The sequence below is a fragment of the Aliiglaciecola sp. M165 genome, assembly GCF_007197995.1.
Lineage (GTDB): Bacteria > Pseudomonadota > Gammaproteobacteria > Enterobacterales > Alteromonadaceae > Aliiglaciecola.
This window is the reverse complement of sequence record NZ_VKKH01000002.1, coordinates 24,962-40,963: the sequence shown is the minus strand read 5'-3', so window position 1 is coordinate 40,963 and position 16,002 is coordinate 24,962. Positions and strand designations below refer to the sequence as shown.

The following is a 16,002-nucleotide window of genomic DNA, read 5'->3' as shown; positions in this document are numbered from 1 at the left end:
GGTTAAAATATCATGGCTCATGTTACAACGCTACAAGCCGTATTAAAGCAGAAAGATCCTGCGCTTCCTTGTTTTATTGAAGTACCATCTACCTTGCTCAAGCACTGGGATATTTCGGGTAAAACACCTGTCACGTTAGTAATTAATGGCGTTAACGTGGGAAGTCGAAACCTAAAATTCTGGGGGCAGGGCAGAGATTGCTGGTTTATCGATATCACCAAAGTCATTTGCCAAAAGGTGCAAATTAACCCTGGTGATTTGTTGTCAATCCGGATTAGCCCCAAGGTTTCTTAAACAGGTAGAGTATTGGATATTGTTTCTCTTGCTCTTGTCAGTCTTTTTACCTCAACGGTTGCGGGCGTATTTGGGCTTGGCGGAGGCATGTTGCTGATTGCTATTTTACCCTTTATGTTACCCGCACCAGCAATTATTCCTGTTCATGCTGTGACTCAGATTGCCAGTAATGGTTCGCGCGCGTTGTTCTCACTGAGTGATATTCTGTGGCGATTTTTCCCTTGGTTTATCGTCGGCTCAGTCGTTGGCATTGTATTGGTTGGCAGCATGGTTTTTACGGTACCAGCAGATATCTTTCCGATTGCGATTGGGCTGTACATCATCGCCTCTCAATGGAGTGAAACCTTTAATCGGCTACTTAGACGTTTTGAGTCCTTTGCTTTGATAGGATTTTTACAAACCGGGTTGGGATTGATTGTAGGTGCTACCGGCCCATTGACGACGACTTTATTGAAAAAACGTAGTGATGACAAAGATAAGATCGTAGCAACAAACGCGTTGTTTATGTTGATATCACATGTTGCCAAGTGCGTTGTATTTGGTTTTGCTGGCTTTACATTTGCCACCTTTTTGCACGAGATCATTGCGCTGGTGGTCGGAGCAATTGCTGGCTCTTATCTCGGCAAGCAGCTGCGAGGCATGATTTCACCGCAGCGATTCCTGATCATTCTCAAATGGTTATTGACGGCATTGGCCCTGTTAATGATAACAAGGACCCTTTACTTTCTAATCGAACCTTAACGACCTAGTTGTAAAAAACAAACGCTCAAGCGGCAAATGACTTAGATTGGGCACTAACTCAGCTAAAAACAATAGCGCCGAAAGGCGTCGATATGACGCCTGATTTTTTAGTATGCGTTTTTATTAATAAATCCCTTGAACACTGTAGCAAGAATGATTTTAACATCTAACCACACAGACCAGCGATGAATGTAATCTAGGTCGTATTCAACACGCTTTACCATTTTATTAACCGTTTCGGTTTCACCTCTGAAGCCATTAACCTGTGCCCACCCGGTAATGCCAGGTCTGACTTTGTGCCTGAGCATATAGCCCTCTATAAGTTGTCGATACTGCTCATTATGCGCAATTGCATGGGGCCTCGGCCCAACTATCGACATACGTCCTTGTAAAACGTTGATGAATTGTGGCAATTCATCAAGAGAGGTGCGTCGCAAGAAGGAACCTATTGGCGTAAACCTATCATCATCCTTCGTCGCCTGTTTAACGTCTGGGCCGTTATCCATGGTTTTCATTGAGCGAAATTTATAAACCATAATTTGCTTGCCGTCCAAACCGTAACGTTTTTGTTTAAATATGGCAGGACCCTTTGACGTCAACTTTACCGCCAGGGCAATAAATAGCATGGGGATAGCGATTAAGCTCAAAATACCCATTGAGAAAACAATGTCTTCTAAGCGTTTAAGCACATTGTTTGCACCTTGAAATGGCGTATCAAAAACGCTAAGTGTTTGGATAGAACCCAAGGTTTGCCAGCGAGCATTAAGCAAATTATAAATAAAGAAATTCGGAATAATCGACACGGTACAGGTCGTATCAGAGCACATGTTGAGTATTTGCATAATGCGTTTTTCTGCACTCATCGGCAGTGCAATATAGATAAAGTCAACTTCATTGCGTTTGGCCAGCTCAATGGCGTCATTTATTTTCCCTGCTATTTGATTGGTAAACTCAAAAGGTAGGCGGTCTTCAGTTCGGTCATCGTAGATCCCTTTAAAGCGAATACCGAGCTGCTCATTATTCAATATTTGATGAGCAAGGTTATAACCAGATTGCGTTGCACCAATTACAATTGCTGACCTGGTGTTGAATCCCTTTTTCCGTTGCCAGAAGAGTAGCTCTCTAAATGCTACTCTCCAAATAGCGAGCGCAGGGCCAGTTGAAAATAACCAAATAAAGAAGTTAGTTTCGTTGTGCAAAACAAAAGAAGGTGCGAAATATGCAAATGTACCAACAATAAAGCTGGTAATGACCCAACATATTAAAGCGTGACGGATTAGAAGTGTCGTCGATTCGAGACGCCATGAGCGATATAAATCAGCAGCTTCGGCCAAAAGTAGAAACGAAGTAATCGCCAGAAACAGCATAGCTATCGCATCTGGACCAATTTGAATGCTCTGTACATACATCAAGGCGAAGTAAATTACAGTAATACAAGTAAGATCGACTAATCGATACAGGGTCGAAAAACTACTTGTGTATGACTGGACTATGCCGCCTTTTCGATTGTTGTTTATTCTGAATTTTGCCATCCTTTGATTCCCCATCTACACCCTCGGTCAGAAAGTTTCACTTTCTCACTTACTAGGTATCTCTAATTACATACAATCAACTGGATGCTGACGAACACGGTTTTGCTTAGAACTGCCCAAGGTTGCACCAAAATTGCCTTCAAGAGCTGTTCAAATGGTCACAAAAGGTCCATTAACACACGGATTGATAGCAAATATGCCTGCATTGGGTGAACACCAGGGTGTTCACATAATACAAAGCATGAAACATGCCAGTTCGTGTTTAATCTAATTACAAGAAAATTGAACCCAAAAAGCATGTAACTGAGGTGATTGATGACATCATCGGAAGCAAACCGAACTATCAGAACACTATCAAACTACGGTGATTTTACCGCTACTGCATGAAAGAAATAAGACAATTAAGGTATGAGTATTTATTCGTTGGGATAATTTCAGGTGTTGATTTTCTCTAATATAAACGATGTTGCAGGCATCATCATTGATGCTGGTACAAATTCATGAATAACGATAAACTTTCGAAAGATTTTGAGTGGCACATATATCGCATAGGTTGCTTGATCACGTTAATATTTAAAATGGTCCTTGAGGTACAAATAAGCTAAGAATGGCACGCATTATCGTCATCTCGCTGGTTTAGATTGACTGTTTTATCAAATTCGTCGTAGGAAATAAATGAGGAATACGGAATGCAAATTAAACGTTTTGCAGTAGCGACAGTTGCGATTTCTATGAGTACAGGGGTGTATTCACAAGAACCTGGAGGTATCCGTCTCGGTGGATTTCAGTTGATCCCAGCAATAGAGATTGGAATGGAAAAAGACGACAACGTCACCCGCTCAAGTACTGATCAAATTGAATCTTGGAAACGAACCATCGCTCCAGAGGTAATATTATTGAACAGTTTTGGTGCAAATCAATTCCAAGTTGGCTATCGCATCGAGCGTGGCGATTATATGTCAAGCGAGGAAGACAACTACACCGATCATTTTGTATCCGTTCAGTTAGATTATGAATTGAATAGTCGTCATAGAACAAAGTCATCTTTGGAATACGAAGATGGACATGATGCAAGAGGTACAGCTTTTTCAATCGGATTAGGTGAAACACTTGGTACGGTTGATACTTACAAAGCGTTGCAAGGAGAGGTTGTCTATTCTTATGGCGCACTTACCTCCGACGGGCGAATTGACGTTAATTTGGGTTATAGAGAATTGGACTATGATGGAGAAGAAGAAATCTTCTTAGTTCGAGATAGAAGTTTCATTACGCTCGGCGCATCCTTTTTTTATCGCCTTGGTGCATTAACTGATTTAGTGATTGAGGCCTATAACACCGAAGTTTCCTATGATTTTACAGTCGACGGCGGAGCTAGCTTTGACAGCACGAATCGTGGCGCTTTGTTGGGTATACAATGGGAAACAACCGCCGCCACAACTAGCTATTTTAAAGTGGGTTACCAAGAAAAAAGTTTTGACGCACAGGAAAGGGAAAAGTTTAGTGGTTTCGATTGGTCGGCAGGTGTGGTTTGGCAGCCATTGGATCGAACAACGTTAACCTTTGCAACTTCCAACGATACGGATGAAACTAATGGTGAGGGTAATTTTATTAATCGTCGGTCGTACAGTGTTACCTGGCAACATGATTGGTTGGAAAGACTCTCAACCAGACTACAGTATTCGACTTTTGATGATATTTACGAAGGCAGTGCTAACAGTCGGGAAGATGATTTAACGATTGTGCGCTTTACTACTGAATACGAATTTAGGCGATGGCTTTCGTTTGAGCTCTATTATCAATATGATGAGCGCGAAAGTGAAAGTGTGAACGCACTTATTGATTTACAATACGACCGCAACGTATTTGGATTGAATGCGAGATTTACGTTGTAATGAGTGGAGATTGAAATGATTAACCGTGTAGTGCTTTTGATCTGGTTGGGGTTAAGCTGCTTTGGCTTGTCAGCCCAAGAGCTTGATGAGTCTCAATATCGATTGGGCTCAGGAGATGTCATCAAAATCTCGGTATTTGGCGAAGACGATTTGTCAATTGAAACCCGTTTATCGCAAACAGGTAAAATTAATTATCCGTTCTTAGGTGATATTCAAGTTGTCAGTTTAACCGTGTCTGAACTTGAAACTTTTATTTATGACGGTTTGAAAGGGGATTATCTTATATCTCCGTCAGTTTCCGTGTCTGTCGTCGAATATCGTCCATTTTTTATCGATGGAGAAGTCAAAAAACCGGGTGGGTACCCTTATCAACCTGGGTTGTCTATAGACAAAGCTGCAGCTTTGGCGGGAGGCTATACCGAGCGAGCGTCTAAATCAAAAATTACTGTGGTTCGTGAGGTAGGCGAAGAGCGAGTAACGATCGCGGGTAAAAGCACCGATACTGTAAGACCTGGCGACATTATTACCATTCAACAGAGTTTCTTCTGACAGGCCTCGAATACAAGGAATTACTATGTCCACTTCGTTAAATAGCGAACTAGGCGCGAAGATCGCTAGCAGTTCGGAGTTTGTAGACTTTTCACAATACATACACACCATTAAACGTTATGCACTGAAAATTTTAAGTCTGGCAATCCTGATCACCATTTTGGTGACATTAATCGTTTTATCAATGACTCCTAAATACATTGCCAAAGCTTCACTATTGATTGAATCTGATCAGGCCAACGTACTATCAATTGAAGAAGTTTACGGGTTGGATGCTAGCAAAAAAGAGTACTATGAAACTCAATATGAAATTCTTCGTTCTCGTAAAATCGCAGAAAAAGTAGTGCGTAAAATGGCACTACAAAAGCATCAATTGTTCAATCAGGATATGATAGAAGCACAAAAAAGTCCGCTTCAACAGATCAAAGAAAACGTTTCAACGTGGGCAAAGGAACAGTTTCCCTTTTTACCTCAAAACGAGCAGGTCTTAGAAACTGAAATTGAGCGAGAAGCGCGATTATTTGGATTTGCGGTTACCCAATTGAGACGCGCTGTAACGATTACACCGGTTCGGAATACTCAGGTAGTGACCATCTCCGTTGAAATTGCAGATCCCGAGCTAGCTGCGTTAATCGCCAATACAGTCGGTGAGATATACATAGAAAATTATCTCGAAGCAAAACTCGATATGACTGCCAAAGCGACAACTTGGTTGACGGATAGATTGCAAGGGTTAAGAACAAATTTGGTGCAAGCGGAGCAGCGCTTGACTGAGTTCTACGAGCGAGAGCAAGTAGTCAATATTGATGGTGTATTGGGACTCGCTTCTGACGAATTACAACAACTTACGGGACAACTTCTCAATGCACAGAATGCATTAAAACGCAGCGAGTCTGTGTACGAGCAAATCAACAGTGGTAATGCCAGTCTGGAAGAGTTAGCAAGCTTGCCAGAAGTGCTTAATCATCCATCGATACAAAATGTGAAACGCGAAGAAGTAACGGCCGAGAGTAAAGTATCTGAGTTAGGAGAAGTGTACGGCCCCAAACATCCTAGAATGATCGCAGCCAATGCTGAGTTGCGCTCCGTACGAGAAAGTTTGAACAATCAAATACGTTCGCTTATAGCTGGCATTAATACTGAGTATCTTTCTGCTCAAAATAAAGTAAAGATTCTTGAGCGCTCTATGAATACAGCTAAGGATGACTTTCGCCGTTTGTCGAGTTTGGAAAATCAACGAAAATCGTTGCAACGAGAAGTCGACATTAACCAACAAATGTATAACTCGTTCTTCACTCGCTTGAAAGAAACAAGTGAAATAGGTGGTTTTGAGTCGGCTAATGCCCGTTTGTTGGACGCTGCTGAGATACCAACTGTGCCAGCGAAACCAAACAAAACCATCATTGTGGTTGCGGCATTCGTACTTAGTTTAGGGTTTGGGACGTTTTTAGCGTTAGTGCTTGATGCATTGGATAGCGGAATTCGTTCAGTAGATGATGTTGAACGTAAGTTGGGGCAGCGTCTGTTGGGAATTATTCCGTGGCAGCCCCACAAGAAAAAGGACAATTTAGATGTTAGACACTTTTTTGATACCAGTCACCATATGTTCAGCGAGGCTGTACGAACCCTAAGAACAAGTTTACAGCTACTGAACATTGATAAACCAAGTAAAACGATTCTGGTTACCTCAAGTGTGCCAAAAGAAGGAAAGAGTACTGTAGCCGTGAATCTTGCCTTTGCGATTGGTCAGCTCAATAAAGTGTTACTGATAGACACCGACTTGAGGCGACCGGCGATTGCGAAATTGTTTGATTTACCTGGTTTTCAGCCAGGTATATCAAACGTACTGGCAGGTACACACGCTATCGAAGAATGTATTGTAACTGACGAGCAGTCTGGCGTTGACGTTATTTGTGCAGGTACAATTCCGCCCAACCCGCAGGAATTGCTGGCATCGAATAAATTTAAAGATCTGATGAAAAGTTTTGAAGATAAATACGATCACATTATTGTCGATAGTGCACCTACTCAAGCGGTGAGCGATGCGGTTGTCGTCTCAAGTACCTGTGATTCACTGGTTTATGTAGTCAAAGCAGATAGTACGAGCTATAAAGTTATCAATAATGGCCTGAGTCGATTCATGGAAATTGGGCACAGGGTTGATGGGATCGTGCTTAATCAGGTTGATTTGCGACGTGCGAAGAAGAGTGGGGACTATGCTGGGTTTTACGACCAATATGGTTACAACAGTTACAGTAAGGAAAGCAAAGAAGCTTGATTGATTTACACAGCCACATACTGCCGGGAATCGACGACGGCGCTCGGTCTATGCAACAATCGCTCGAAATGGCTAGGCAAGCTGTTGTGGCTGGCGTCACCCATATGGTCTGTACGCCTCATATACATCCCAATTATTTTGATAATAGTTATGAGACAATCAACCCAGTTTTCAACGAATTTCGGCTGGCACTTGCGACAAATAAAATTCCTTTATCTGTGACATTTGCAGCTGAAATTAGATTAAGTGCTGACATTCCAGTTTGGATAAAGCAGCAGCAAATTCTATATATCGGACATTATCAATCTCGACAGGCAGTTATGCTCGAGCTTCCACATAGCCACATTCCGGCTGGGACAGATAATTTGATCAAATGGATGATCGCCAACAAGGTTCAACCGATAGTGGTGCACCCTGAACGGAATCGAGATATTTGGAAAGACTATTCAAAAATAATGTTTCTGCGACGCGCAGGCGCTATCTTTCAGGTTACAGCAGGAGCTTTCATCGGGCGATTTTCTGAAGTGGCTCAACAAATTGCTGAACGTATGTTAGATGAATCATTAATAAGTTTTGTTGCGTCTGATACTCATGACATTGAAAGACGGCCTAATGATATGTTGTTGTGTAAAAAGCGACTTATTGAATTAAAAGGTGAAAATGTTGCAGATGAGCTGACTCTATTGACACCTAAAGAAATTACTCAGTTGATGGAATGGCATTGAATACACAAGTTATTAAAAAGTGGTTGTGGGTTGCTCCTTGTCTTTTACTTATTTGGCTTGCTTTTATATCCCTTAAATATGGTTCTGCTAGTTTAGATTATTACCGCGTTAAGAATATTGTTGAAGAGTGGCAAAACGAGGGCAATCAACAAACTAAGCGTCAGTACGCTTCCGCTAAGAGTGCCGTCACCAGAGCAGTAAACAAACATCCTTTCAATCCTCTATATATTGATACGATGGGACAAATACTTGAGTGGGGGGCGCTGGCAGGATACGAAGACAACGAGAACGTTTCTTTAATGGAAGCCAAGGGGTTTTACCAGCAAGCAACACATTTGCGTCCTACGTGGCCCGTCACTTGGGCTTCAATGGCAATGATTAAGTGGCGCTTGCAAGAGTTTGATACGGAAATGCAGTTTTATTTGTCCCAAGCGGACAAATATGGCCCAATGAAACCCGAGGTCCACATTTTGTTTGTCAACCTAGGCTTTGCTTTATATAAGCATAACCACCCCATGCTGCTTGATATCCGACAAACATTTATGAACAGAATCGCCTTAGGCCTGCGAAATCCAAGCACTCGCTTTGCAACGTTGCAGCAAATTCAACAAAGTGGTGTAGGCAGCCTGATATGTCGTTGGTTAAAAGATGAACCTGATGAAACACTGAACTTTATCAAAGGTTGCAGAGTGTCTGCAGCAGAAAAGAGTTAACACTCAAAATCGTCTCTATATTCTTCTGCCAAGTTGATCGACCTGTTTTCTGATAGCTTGTTTGAGTTCAGTCCTGTTTTGGAATAGGTATCGCCCGGATATGGCTGACTATCAGCCCTAGTGCCAAAAAGCTGATAAAATACAACGCATTTGCGGGTGATTGTGTGGGGAAGTCGACAAGCATATGGATCAACATTCCAACGATTGCCATGGCAGACGAAAAAGCTCCCCCTTTCATGATCGACATTTTACGATCACGCATGGCGAAGATGGCTTTACGCAGTGTTAACAAGACAATTGAGGCAAGTAATAAAGTCGCTACCACTCCATTTTCAATCAGACTTTGCAAATAGTCGTTATGCGCATGATCATAAAAAGAGTGCACCTCTGCTTGCTTGTAACCGGGAAAAATACTGTAGTAGCTACCCGCGCCTGATCCAATTACAGGAAAGTCGGTAATAATTGGCAGGCTATCACTTACTACTTCATCGCGACTTTCTTGTGCCAAGCTAGTCTGGGTCAATCTTTCTTGCACTTTCCCCAATCCAAAGTAGGCGCTGACAATGAACAGATCAATGACAAACATACTTATGATTAAAATTGTCAATCCTTTGGTGCGATTCTTAATTAGAATTAGTGCCAAAATTCCGCAAGTGGTCATGGCAACAAAGAAGGCAACATTGCCCATTCGAGACTTAGACATCACCAGAGCAATGACCAAAATTGCAATTGAGATGCGAATCAAGGCCTTGTTTCCGAGCAATGCATTGACAAAAGAGCGCAAAAAATCTCGGGAATTATATGGTTTTGATTCTTGCAAATTGGCTACCATTAAACCAATACCGGCAGCCAACCCGAGCATGATGAAATTTGCATAGTGATTCTTGTATACAAAACTACCTGTAACCGCGTCGCCGACTTTGAGATTGAATATTAGGCTATAGTCAAGTCCAAAAAGCAGCTCCGATGTGCCATACAATGCTTGGAATACGGCACTGGCAAAAAGTGTGGTTAGTAACACCTTTAACCGCTGCGTGTTGTGTATTAGCAGCAACAAGCAAATAAAAAATACAAAGTAACTGGTACTTTTTAGCAGTGCGATGCGACTTTGTCCTATATCGATGGAAAAATAATAGGTTGTAGTTTGTGTTGTATTTTGCAATTCGTAGGCGTGCGGTGAAAGCAATGAAACAATAGAGCCTGGGACAGGCAACACTTGGACGGTCAAAACAATAAGTAAGGCGAGCCAAATCAGCAGAATTTGCTTATAACCAGCGAGCGAATGCCAGATTTGTTCCCGTCCGATGACCAAAAGAGAAGCACCTAAGCCAAAGATGAAGAACTCCATCACGCTCCAGGCCCAGGGGCGATTTGAGCCTAACGGAAGTGGTACCCAAACGATTATAAACAGCAATATATAAAAAAATGCGGGATGCATATGTCTTGGTTTTGACATTCTATTTGACAGCCTGAAATGTTTTGACCTGCTATTAATTGCTTAACAACGTGTCTTTAAGTTCTTCTCTAGTGATCTGAGCACCTAAGGGTAATACTGATACCTCTACATCATTTTTCCCAGAAGCGGTTGCCTCAGAAACTTCGCTAGGGTCGACGCCGGCTAAGATGGCTTGTTCTAATGCTTCTTCATAACTAACTACTCCGGTCATACTTGAAGCGACTAGTAAGTTACGTGCGTCAGAAGGAGCCATAGAAAGTGTTAATTGAATAATGGGTGCTGCGTAGTGCGGGAACTTCGCAATTGCGTTCTTTATTACATCTTGAGTCATCGCATTTGACTGCAAGCTAGTGAGTACATAGTGTGATGGTTCATGATGAGACACAAGTATTTCCCGTTGCATGGCTGAGACAAACACTCGGTTATCATCGAAAACAAATTCAGTTTGCTCAGGAGCGTTTGATATCGTTTTGAGCAACATATCAATATCGCTTACCTGTACATTGTTGTCGCTAAGCCAAGTGAATAACGGAACCATTGCATCTTTGCGTACAGCGGCGGAGTCTGACTGTTGAGCGTTAGCAATCACTGCCATATTGATCAAGCCCATTGCGAGCCAAATAATAAACCTTCTACCCATTATGCACTGCCAAAGGAATAACACGTTTTGAATGGACGAATCATAGATGGTTCGTTAGAGGGCTTCAAGAGTTGAAAACAATAAAGCCAAGCAGATGCTTGGCTTTTCATTCGTTTAGAGCGGCGTTTACACTATTAATTCGTCGATGCAGTGGTGTCTCCGCCACCTGAACCACCTGCTCCTATCCCGGGACCCAATGGTGTAGGCGTCGCTACGATCGCCCCTGCTGCAGCTCCTGATGCCGTTGCAGTTGAAACCGTTGTAGGATCAGCGCCAGCAGCGATTGCTAGTAATAGCGCATCCGCATCAGAAATTTCACCACTCAACGCCGCCGCATTGATCACATCTTGAGCATAATCCGGATAAAGTGTAACACCCATCGTTACTATGTTTTCTACGCTGTCGGGAAATTCTGCAATGGCGACACGGGTTGCGTCAGATAAGTTGGTGACTAAAGCTATGTCTTCAATAAATGCGTCTGATAGTGAACCTACTTCTATTAGTAAACGTCTGGATTCTCCGCCGATGATGGAGTTGTCATCACTTTTAATCTCGTTCATTACAACTTTAGACGCGTCAACGATAGACATACCTTGCTCTACCAAAGTGAATATCTGCTGTTGAATTTGATAGCCAGGTTGTGTTGGGTCACCATAAAATCCGTATTCACTTAAATCAACGTCAGTTTGCTTAGCAATGTCTGTAGGTTGAGACACCGCATCGTTGAGATCCTGGGTATTAGTGTTAGAAGCCGCAATATGAGTGTCTGATAATTTGACAGGTTGCTTTTGCTCAGCTTGTTCATTGACATCGTTTAGAGTGCTGTGTTCTGCAACGAGTGCTTGGCTTTTGGCTTGGTTTGCTGGACTTATCTGAGCTGCGTTTTCAGCGTTATCAGATGATTCAGTTACTTGCACATTTGCCAAAGAGCCTAAAGAGGCTGTACGAGTTGCTTTTTCAGCGACTGCGCTCGGTGGGGCCACTACATCGCTAACAACCTCCTCTTCAGGCAGGTTTTCAGCAACCTCTAGCGTATTTGCAGTAAGCAACACTTGGTCTTGTTCAGTCTTTTCTTCAACGATTTCAACCTCTTCTTTCTCAGGCGTCGATTGTCCATTCTGCACCGTGGACGGTTGTTTGCTGCAGCCAACTACCACCCCGCTAGCCACGAGTAGGGATATTAATGCTACATTGCGCATGGTAAACGCCTCCAAAAAAATCAGTTATGCCCTATTGTAAAAAGGTCTGCATGCATACACAAATAAACTAACGTATCGGTGATTATACACAGGTATTGGTTACTTGCTGATTATATCGCTTTTGGTTTAGCTAAATGAAAACCTTGTACGATTGTAATTCCTAAATTATGCAAAAATTGCGCCTCTTCTTCTGATTCAACCATTTCTGCAATCACAGATATATTCAGTCCATCAGCGATACCAATCAAAGAGCGAACGAACAACTGATTATCAGGCTCCTTATGAATGTTGCGCACAAATTGTCCATCAATCTTCAAGAAGTTTGGCTTGATTGCTCGTAAATGCCGAAAGCCTATAATTTGTGCACCAAAACGTTCCACGGTGATTCGAATGCCACGTTGCTGAAGCCTGTGTAAAAAGTCACTAATTTGAGACACTTCGTCGACTAGGGCGCGCTCCGGGATCTCCAAAACTATTTTGCCGGATTGTTGAGGGGATTTCGGGAGCTCTGACTCTAACCAATTTTGAAACTGAATATCCCTGAGTGAATTTCTTGAAATATTGATTCCGATTGAGTGTTCAAATTCTACTAATCTGCTCAATGCGGATGTAATAACCAACTTGTCGATTTGTGTCACAAAATTTAGTCTGAACGCAGCAGGGACTAACTGTCCCATGGGTATATGTGATTGAGTATCGGAATCTTTGAATCGGGCAAATAGCTCCTGATAAACGACATTTTGCTGCCAATTCATCAAAGGTTGCACAACGAAGTCAACGTCGCCTTTTTGAACAATGTCCTGCAGTTGAGCCCGCCATGCAGAGTTGCTTTTAATTAAATCAAGATTGCTGGCGATCTCCCATCGCGAAGAATTACCTTGTGCGCTGGCAAGTGCGCTGTCAGCTCGTTCGAGTATTTCGCCAATGTTGTCAGACGCTAAATAGTGACACACACCTATATGTGCTGTACCCGATTGATATTCCGACTTAGTTTGTCCCTCAAATCCTTCACTGAGTTGTTTTGTAAAGGTTTTACAACACTCTGCATCCATGTCTTCTATCAGGAGCACAAAATCGGCGCCGTTTATTCTAAATATGTCAAAAGAGAAGTCCGATTGGGTTACGTGTTGTTGGATTTCCTGAAGCGTGGTTTTGATGTACTGGTCTGCGATACTTGCGCCAAATTCGCTATTAACTTGTCCCAAACTTGAGAGTCTGATCAATATTAGATAACCATCAGGATGATTTTCTTTGTCAGCTAAATACTTTTCCAGGGTCATTAAAAATGAACGTCGATTGCCAACGCCTGTTAATGAATCCTGATAGGCGTATACGCCATAACGCTCGGCCTGCTCGGTTAAACTGTCGAATGAACGTTTTAATCGACTAGACATGCTATTGAAGGCCTTAACGAGTACGTTGAGCTCAGGTGTCTTAGGTATGTCGGTAATCGTCACAAAGTTTCTTTCACTAATACTCTTGGCATTTTGTGCAACTTGCAGCAGCGGCTGAGTTATCACTCTGACTGCGAGCAATACGCCTAACAATGCGATAAAAAACACTGCCGAGATAATGGTTAAAGCTCTCAACGCGTTTTGCCACAATTGCTGGTACCCAAAGCCTGGATGGCTAGTCACTTCCAATACGCCTGCGATGGTCCAGCCGGAGTTAATTTCAGTAGTCGACTTAGGTGGTTCAAGGGGGAAAATATCAATAAACCACTGGGGAATGTTTTGAGGCTTGCTCGGGTTATGTTTTTCCAACAGAACTTTGCCTTCATTATTTACCAAGGAAATAGTCAAATAATAACCGCGGTCGAAAATTGCATTAACCATAGTTTCAATAATTGGCAAGTCCTCATTATTTCCAATATATGGAGTAATTGACAGACCGAGTGAAGTAGCCGTGTCTTGAGCATGAGAGGCAAGTTGTTGTTGCGTATAATCCCGAGTGCTGCTGACGTTTAGCCATAGCACTCCTATGAAAACGACTAACAAGACGAAAAATAAACTTAATCCAAGTTGTCGAGAGAGTGGCATAGTGATTCGCTCCAAAATATTATCTGCCTTGTTCAATGCGTTCTGTTAAGTCGGCCCACAAGCTATTGTTTCCGCCCGATTGCACTTGCCTGCCTCTTCCCTGCGCTTTAGCAAGCCACAAGCCCTCACCATTGAAACTATAGACGGGCAATAAATCTGTGCGACGATGGGCGGGCATAATTCTGGGGTTTAAGTTATCGAGTATTAAAGGCACGGCATCTGGTGAAGAGAAGTAAGCTAGGACCATATGCGCTTGGTTAAGTCTGAGTGCTTTAACGTACATCAAGCGCATTTTTTCTTCTGGTATACCCAGTGCTCTTAAGCTGTAGTACTTTGCGATGGTGAAATCTTCGCAGTCACCGGCATCGGTAGCAAGAAATTCGATAGGGGTCGCCCAATAATCCTCTTTTCCCCAGTGCTCAATATCGTCCACGAATGCTAATTGGTTAAAAAATCTATTGATTTCGTAGAGCTTTTCATCTTCATCTAGATTACTTGATTCTGCAATAATCTCCTGCCAACTTTTAACTCTATCTACGGCTGAATCGCCATATTCTTCGGCGATTCTTGCATACTGTTTTGCACTTATTTGAAATGGGATATCAGCTAACAAGTCAAAACAAATCAGCATAACCACTAATAAAACGCTAATAAAAGTTAAATGTCGTACCATCAAAGCTTGTGCTCGAACCTAAATTGGTATGTGTGAAGCTGTGAAACGCTAAACCAGATTGCTCGTGAGACTATCAGATCATTATCTTCTTTGCCAAACCTCAAAAAAATAAGCATAATCAAACAAGTTTGAATCAGAGCTGTATTTACGTCAGAATTGAGTATTCATTTTGTGTCTGCTGGTCTGCGTCTTTTCTAGTTGCTTTGAGTTTTCGTGACTTATTTATCGAGCGTTTTTGGCTTTGCTGGATATGTCACAAATGAATATACTGGCACGGTTAGTGCTTCGTTTTGTGTACTTGTTTTATAGATGTTGACTGATAATTGAGCAAAAAGATCTGTCGGATTCTTTTACGATCGCAAACTGTGAATGTCTGTTAACAACTAATTTACATCTCAAGTTGTTGAAATATATGGGGAAATTCAATGTCCAGTGATTGGCATGGATGTTGCTTATTTTGGGTAGGTAACCATTTTTTTAAGGTAGTATAAATGAAATCTAAATTTGCATTATATGTTTCGAGCATTCTAGCTGCGCTAGTCTTTTCATCTGTTGCAAATGCGACATTGCTCAAGTTCAACGGAACGGAAGTTAATGCACTTGACCTAAACGGGGTCAGCGCAAGCTTTGAGGAATTTTACAATTATAATATCTCATCTGCACACACCGGACTAGAGGTCGTTGACGCGGTTGTTATGTTCCTGGCCGAGTTAAACGGCGAATATGCGTTATATACTATCGCCAACAAATACCGTTCGGGTGGAGCTAATGGGAAACTAGATATTGCCTTAAACGCTACTAGCGGTTCAGTATTGTTTGTTGATGATCCTAAAGAGGATTTTGGTGGAACTGCGTTCAGTTTTGCCTGGGGCGGGAACTTGACAGACGGCTTGATTTTCAGCGGTTTTGCTCCTGATTTCTCTCTTTCTGCACAGATGAGCTCTCGCCAAACTGTTCAAGGCGCATACTTTGTTGATTTCGCAGACGGCACGTTTGATTCACAGAGCTACACAGATTTGTTGCCATTAAGTGGCCAATTCGACATTACTGGCGGATCATTCGCTAGAGCGATCCCTGAGCCAAGCATATTAATGCTTATGGGGTTAGGTTTATTCGCAGCGATGAGACGTCGCGCTCGATAAAATTAGGTAAGTCACTTTTTTTGCAAAAGCCCGGTGAGTTACCGGGCTTTTTTATAACGTTTTACCCTGCTACAAAGATTTGAGCAATGTTGGTGCGCACTTGGCATAAAACGGTGCATAAAAATAACG

The 16,002-nt window shown here is 42.3% G+C and carries 14 protein-coding genes; 8 read left to right on the top strand and 6 right to left on the bottom strand.

What is annotated here, in order from left to right; all coding sequences use genetic code 11:
* The first annotated feature begins 12 nt into the window (after positions 1 to 12).
* Together FM019_RS02380 and FM019_RS02375 are read left to right on the top strand one after the other, a co-directional pair.
* A complete protein-coding gene (locus FM019_RS02380; protein WP_143834308.1) occupies positions 13 to 294 on the top strand; it encodes a DUF1905 domain-containing protein in 282 nt (93 codons plus the stop codon).
* Between the two features lie 12 nt (positions 295 to 306).
* A complete protein-coding gene (locus FM019_RS02375) occupies positions 307 to 1,035 on the top strand; it encodes a sulfite exporter TauE/SafE family protein (RefSeq protein ID WP_143834307.1) in 729 nt (242 codons plus the stop codon).
* A 107-nt stretch (positions 1,036 to 1,142) separates the two neighbouring features.
* Here FM019_RS02375 and FM019_RS02370 read toward each other — a convergent pair whose 3' ends face one another.
* The gene (locus FM019_RS02370) at positions 1,143 to 2,567 is read right to left on the bottom strand and encodes an undecaprenyl-phosphate glucose phosphotransferase (RefSeq protein WP_143834306.1); all 1,425 of its coding nucleotides are present in this window, start codon (positions 2,565 to 2,567) and stop codon (positions 1,143 to 1,145) included.
* A 689-nt stretch (positions 2,568 to 3,256) separates the two neighbouring features.
* Here FM019_RS02370 and FM019_RS02365 point away from each other — a divergent pair.
* Genes FM019_RS02365 through FM019_RS02345 form a run of 5 tightly spaced genes read left to right on the top strand, consistent with a single transcriptional unit; the run spans position 3,257 to position 8,724 of the window.
* On the top strand, positions 3,257 to 4,459 hold the full coding sequence (locus FM019_RS02365; RefSeq protein WP_143834305.1) for an outer membrane beta-barrel protein: 1,203 nt from the start codon (positions 3,257 to 3,259) through the stop codon (positions 4,457 to 4,459).
* Positions 4,460 to 4,474: 15 nt separating this feature from the next.
* The gene (locus FM019_RS02360; RefSeq protein ID WP_143834304.1) at positions 4,475 to 5,008 is read left to right on the top strand and encodes a polysaccharide biosynthesis/export family protein; all 534 of its coding nucleotides are present in this window, start codon (positions 4,475 to 4,477) and stop codon (positions 5,006 to 5,008) included.
* A 25-nt stretch (positions 5,009 to 5,033) separates the two neighbouring features.
* Positions 5,034 to 7,286, top strand: a complete 2,253-nt coding sequence (locus FM019_RS02355) for a polysaccharide biosynthesis tyrosine autokinase (protein ID WP_143834303.1) — start codon at positions 5,034 to 5,036, stop codon at positions 7,284 to 7,286.
* On the top strand, positions 7,283 to 8,011 hold the full coding sequence (locus FM019_RS02350) for a tyrosine-protein phosphatase (RefSeq protein WP_143834302.1): 729 nt from the start codon (positions 7,283 to 7,285) through the stop codon (positions 8,009 to 8,011). The genes FM019_RS02355 and FM019_RS02350 overlap by 4 nt, the downstream gene beginning before the upstream one ends.
* On the top strand, positions 8,008 to 8,724 hold the full coding sequence (locus FM019_RS02345; protein WP_260681506.1) for a VpsP family polysaccharide biosynthesis protein: 717 nt from the start codon (positions 8,008 to 8,010) through the stop codon (positions 8,722 to 8,724). The genes FM019_RS02350 and FM019_RS02345 overlap by 4 nt, the downstream gene beginning before the upstream one ends.
* Before the next feature lie 67 nt (positions 8,725 to 8,791).
* On the opposite strand, the gene FM019_RS02340 is transcribed toward FM019_RS02345, so the two are convergent.
* The 5 genes from FM019_RS02340 to FM019_RS02320 all read right to left on the bottom strand — a co-directional run bounded on the left by FM019_RS02340 (position 8,792) and on the right by FM019_RS02320 (position 14,689).
* The gene (locus FM019_RS02340) at positions 8,792 to 10,180 is read right to left on the bottom strand and encodes an O-antigen ligase family protein (RefSeq protein WP_260681505.1); all 1,389 of its coding nucleotides are present in this window, start codon (positions 10,178 to 10,180) and stop codon (positions 8,792 to 8,794) included.
* Between the two features lie 34 nt (positions 10,181 to 10,214).
* Positions 10,215 to 10,820 (bottom strand): hypothetical protein, encoded by a 606-nt coding sequence (locus FM019_RS02335; protein WP_143834300.1) that lies wholly within the window; start codon positions 10,818 to 10,820, stop codon positions 10,215 to 10,217.
* 134 nt (positions 10,821 to 10,954) lie between these two features.
* Positions 10,955 to 12,019, bottom strand: a complete 1,065-nt coding sequence (locus FM019_RS02330) for a hypothetical protein (RefSeq protein WP_143834299.1) — start codon at positions 12,017 to 12,019, stop codon at positions 10,955 to 10,957.
* A 110-nt stretch (positions 12,020 to 12,129) separates the two neighbouring features.
* Positions 12,130 to 14,058 carry an EAL domain-containing protein gene (locus FM019_RS02325; RefSeq protein WP_143834298.1) on the bottom strand — a complete coding sequence of 643 codons (1,929 nt, stop codon included), beginning with the start codon at positions 14,056 to 14,058 and terminating at the stop codon, positions 12,130 to 12,132.
* A 19-nt stretch (positions 14,059 to 14,077) separates the two neighbouring features.
* The gene (locus FM019_RS02320; RefSeq protein ID WP_143834297.1) at positions 14,078 to 14,689 is read right to left on the bottom strand and encodes a transglutaminase-like cysteine peptidase; all 612 of its coding nucleotides are present in this window, start codon (positions 14,687 to 14,689) and stop codon (positions 14,078 to 14,080) included.
* Positions 14,690 to 15,222: 533 nt separating this feature from the next.
* On the opposite strand from FM019_RS02320, the gene FM019_RS02315 reads away from it, so the two are divergent.
* A complete protein-coding gene (locus tag FM019_RS02315; protein ID WP_143834296.1) occupies positions 15,223 to 15,873 on the top strand; it encodes a PEP-CTERM sorting domain-containing protein in 651 nt (216 codons plus the stop codon).
* Positions 15,874 to 16,002: the final 129 nt, after the last annotated feature.

What these genes read in the sequence shown, in the direction of transcription:
- FM019_RS02380 (WP_143834308.1), top strand. Translation starts at nt 13, where the DNA reads ATGGCTCATGTTACAACGCTACAAGCCGTATTAAAGCAGAAAGATCCT.
- FM019_RS02370 (WP_143834306.1), bottom strand. Translation starts at nt 2,567, where the DNA reads ATGGCAAAATTCAGAATAAACAACAATCGAAAAGGCGGCATAGTCCAG.
- FM019_RS02365 (WP_143834305.1), top strand. Translation starts at nt 3,257, where the DNA reads ATGCAAATTAAACGTTTTGCAGTAGCGACAGTTGCGATTTCTATGAGT.
- FM019_RS02360 (WP_143834304.1), top strand. Translation starts at nt 4,475, where the DNA reads ATGATTAACCGTGTAGTGCTTTTGATCTGGTTGGGGTTAAGCTGCTTT.
- FM019_RS02355 (WP_143834303.1), top strand. Translation starts at nt 5,034, where the DNA reads ATGTCCACTTCGTTAAATAGCGAACTAGGCGCGAAGATCGCTAGCAGT.
- FM019_RS02340 (WP_260681505.1), bottom strand. Translation starts at nt 10,180, where the DNA reads ATGTCAAAACCAAGACATATGCATCCCGCATTTTTTTATATATTGCTG.
- FM019_RS02335 (WP_143834300.1), bottom strand. Translation starts at nt 10,820, where the DNA reads ATGGGTAGAAGGTTTATTATTTGGCTCGCAATGGGCTTGATCAATATG.
- FM019_RS02330 (WP_143834299.1), bottom strand. Translation starts at nt 12,019, where the DNA reads ATGCGCAATGTAGCATTAATATCCCTACTCGTGGCTAGCGGGGTGGTA.
- FM019_RS02325 (WP_143834298.1), bottom strand. Translation starts at nt 14,058, where the DNA reads ATGCCACTCTCTCGACAACTTGGATTAAGTTTATTTTTCGTCTTGTTA.
- FM019_RS02320 (WP_143834297.1), bottom strand. Translation starts at nt 14,689, where the DNA reads ATGCTGATTTGTTTTGACTTGTTAGCTGATATCCCATTTCAAATAAGT.
- FM019_RS02315 (WP_143834296.1), top strand. Translation starts at nt 15,223, where the DNA reads ATGAAATCTAAATTTGCATTATATGTTTCGAGCATTCTAGCTGCGCTA.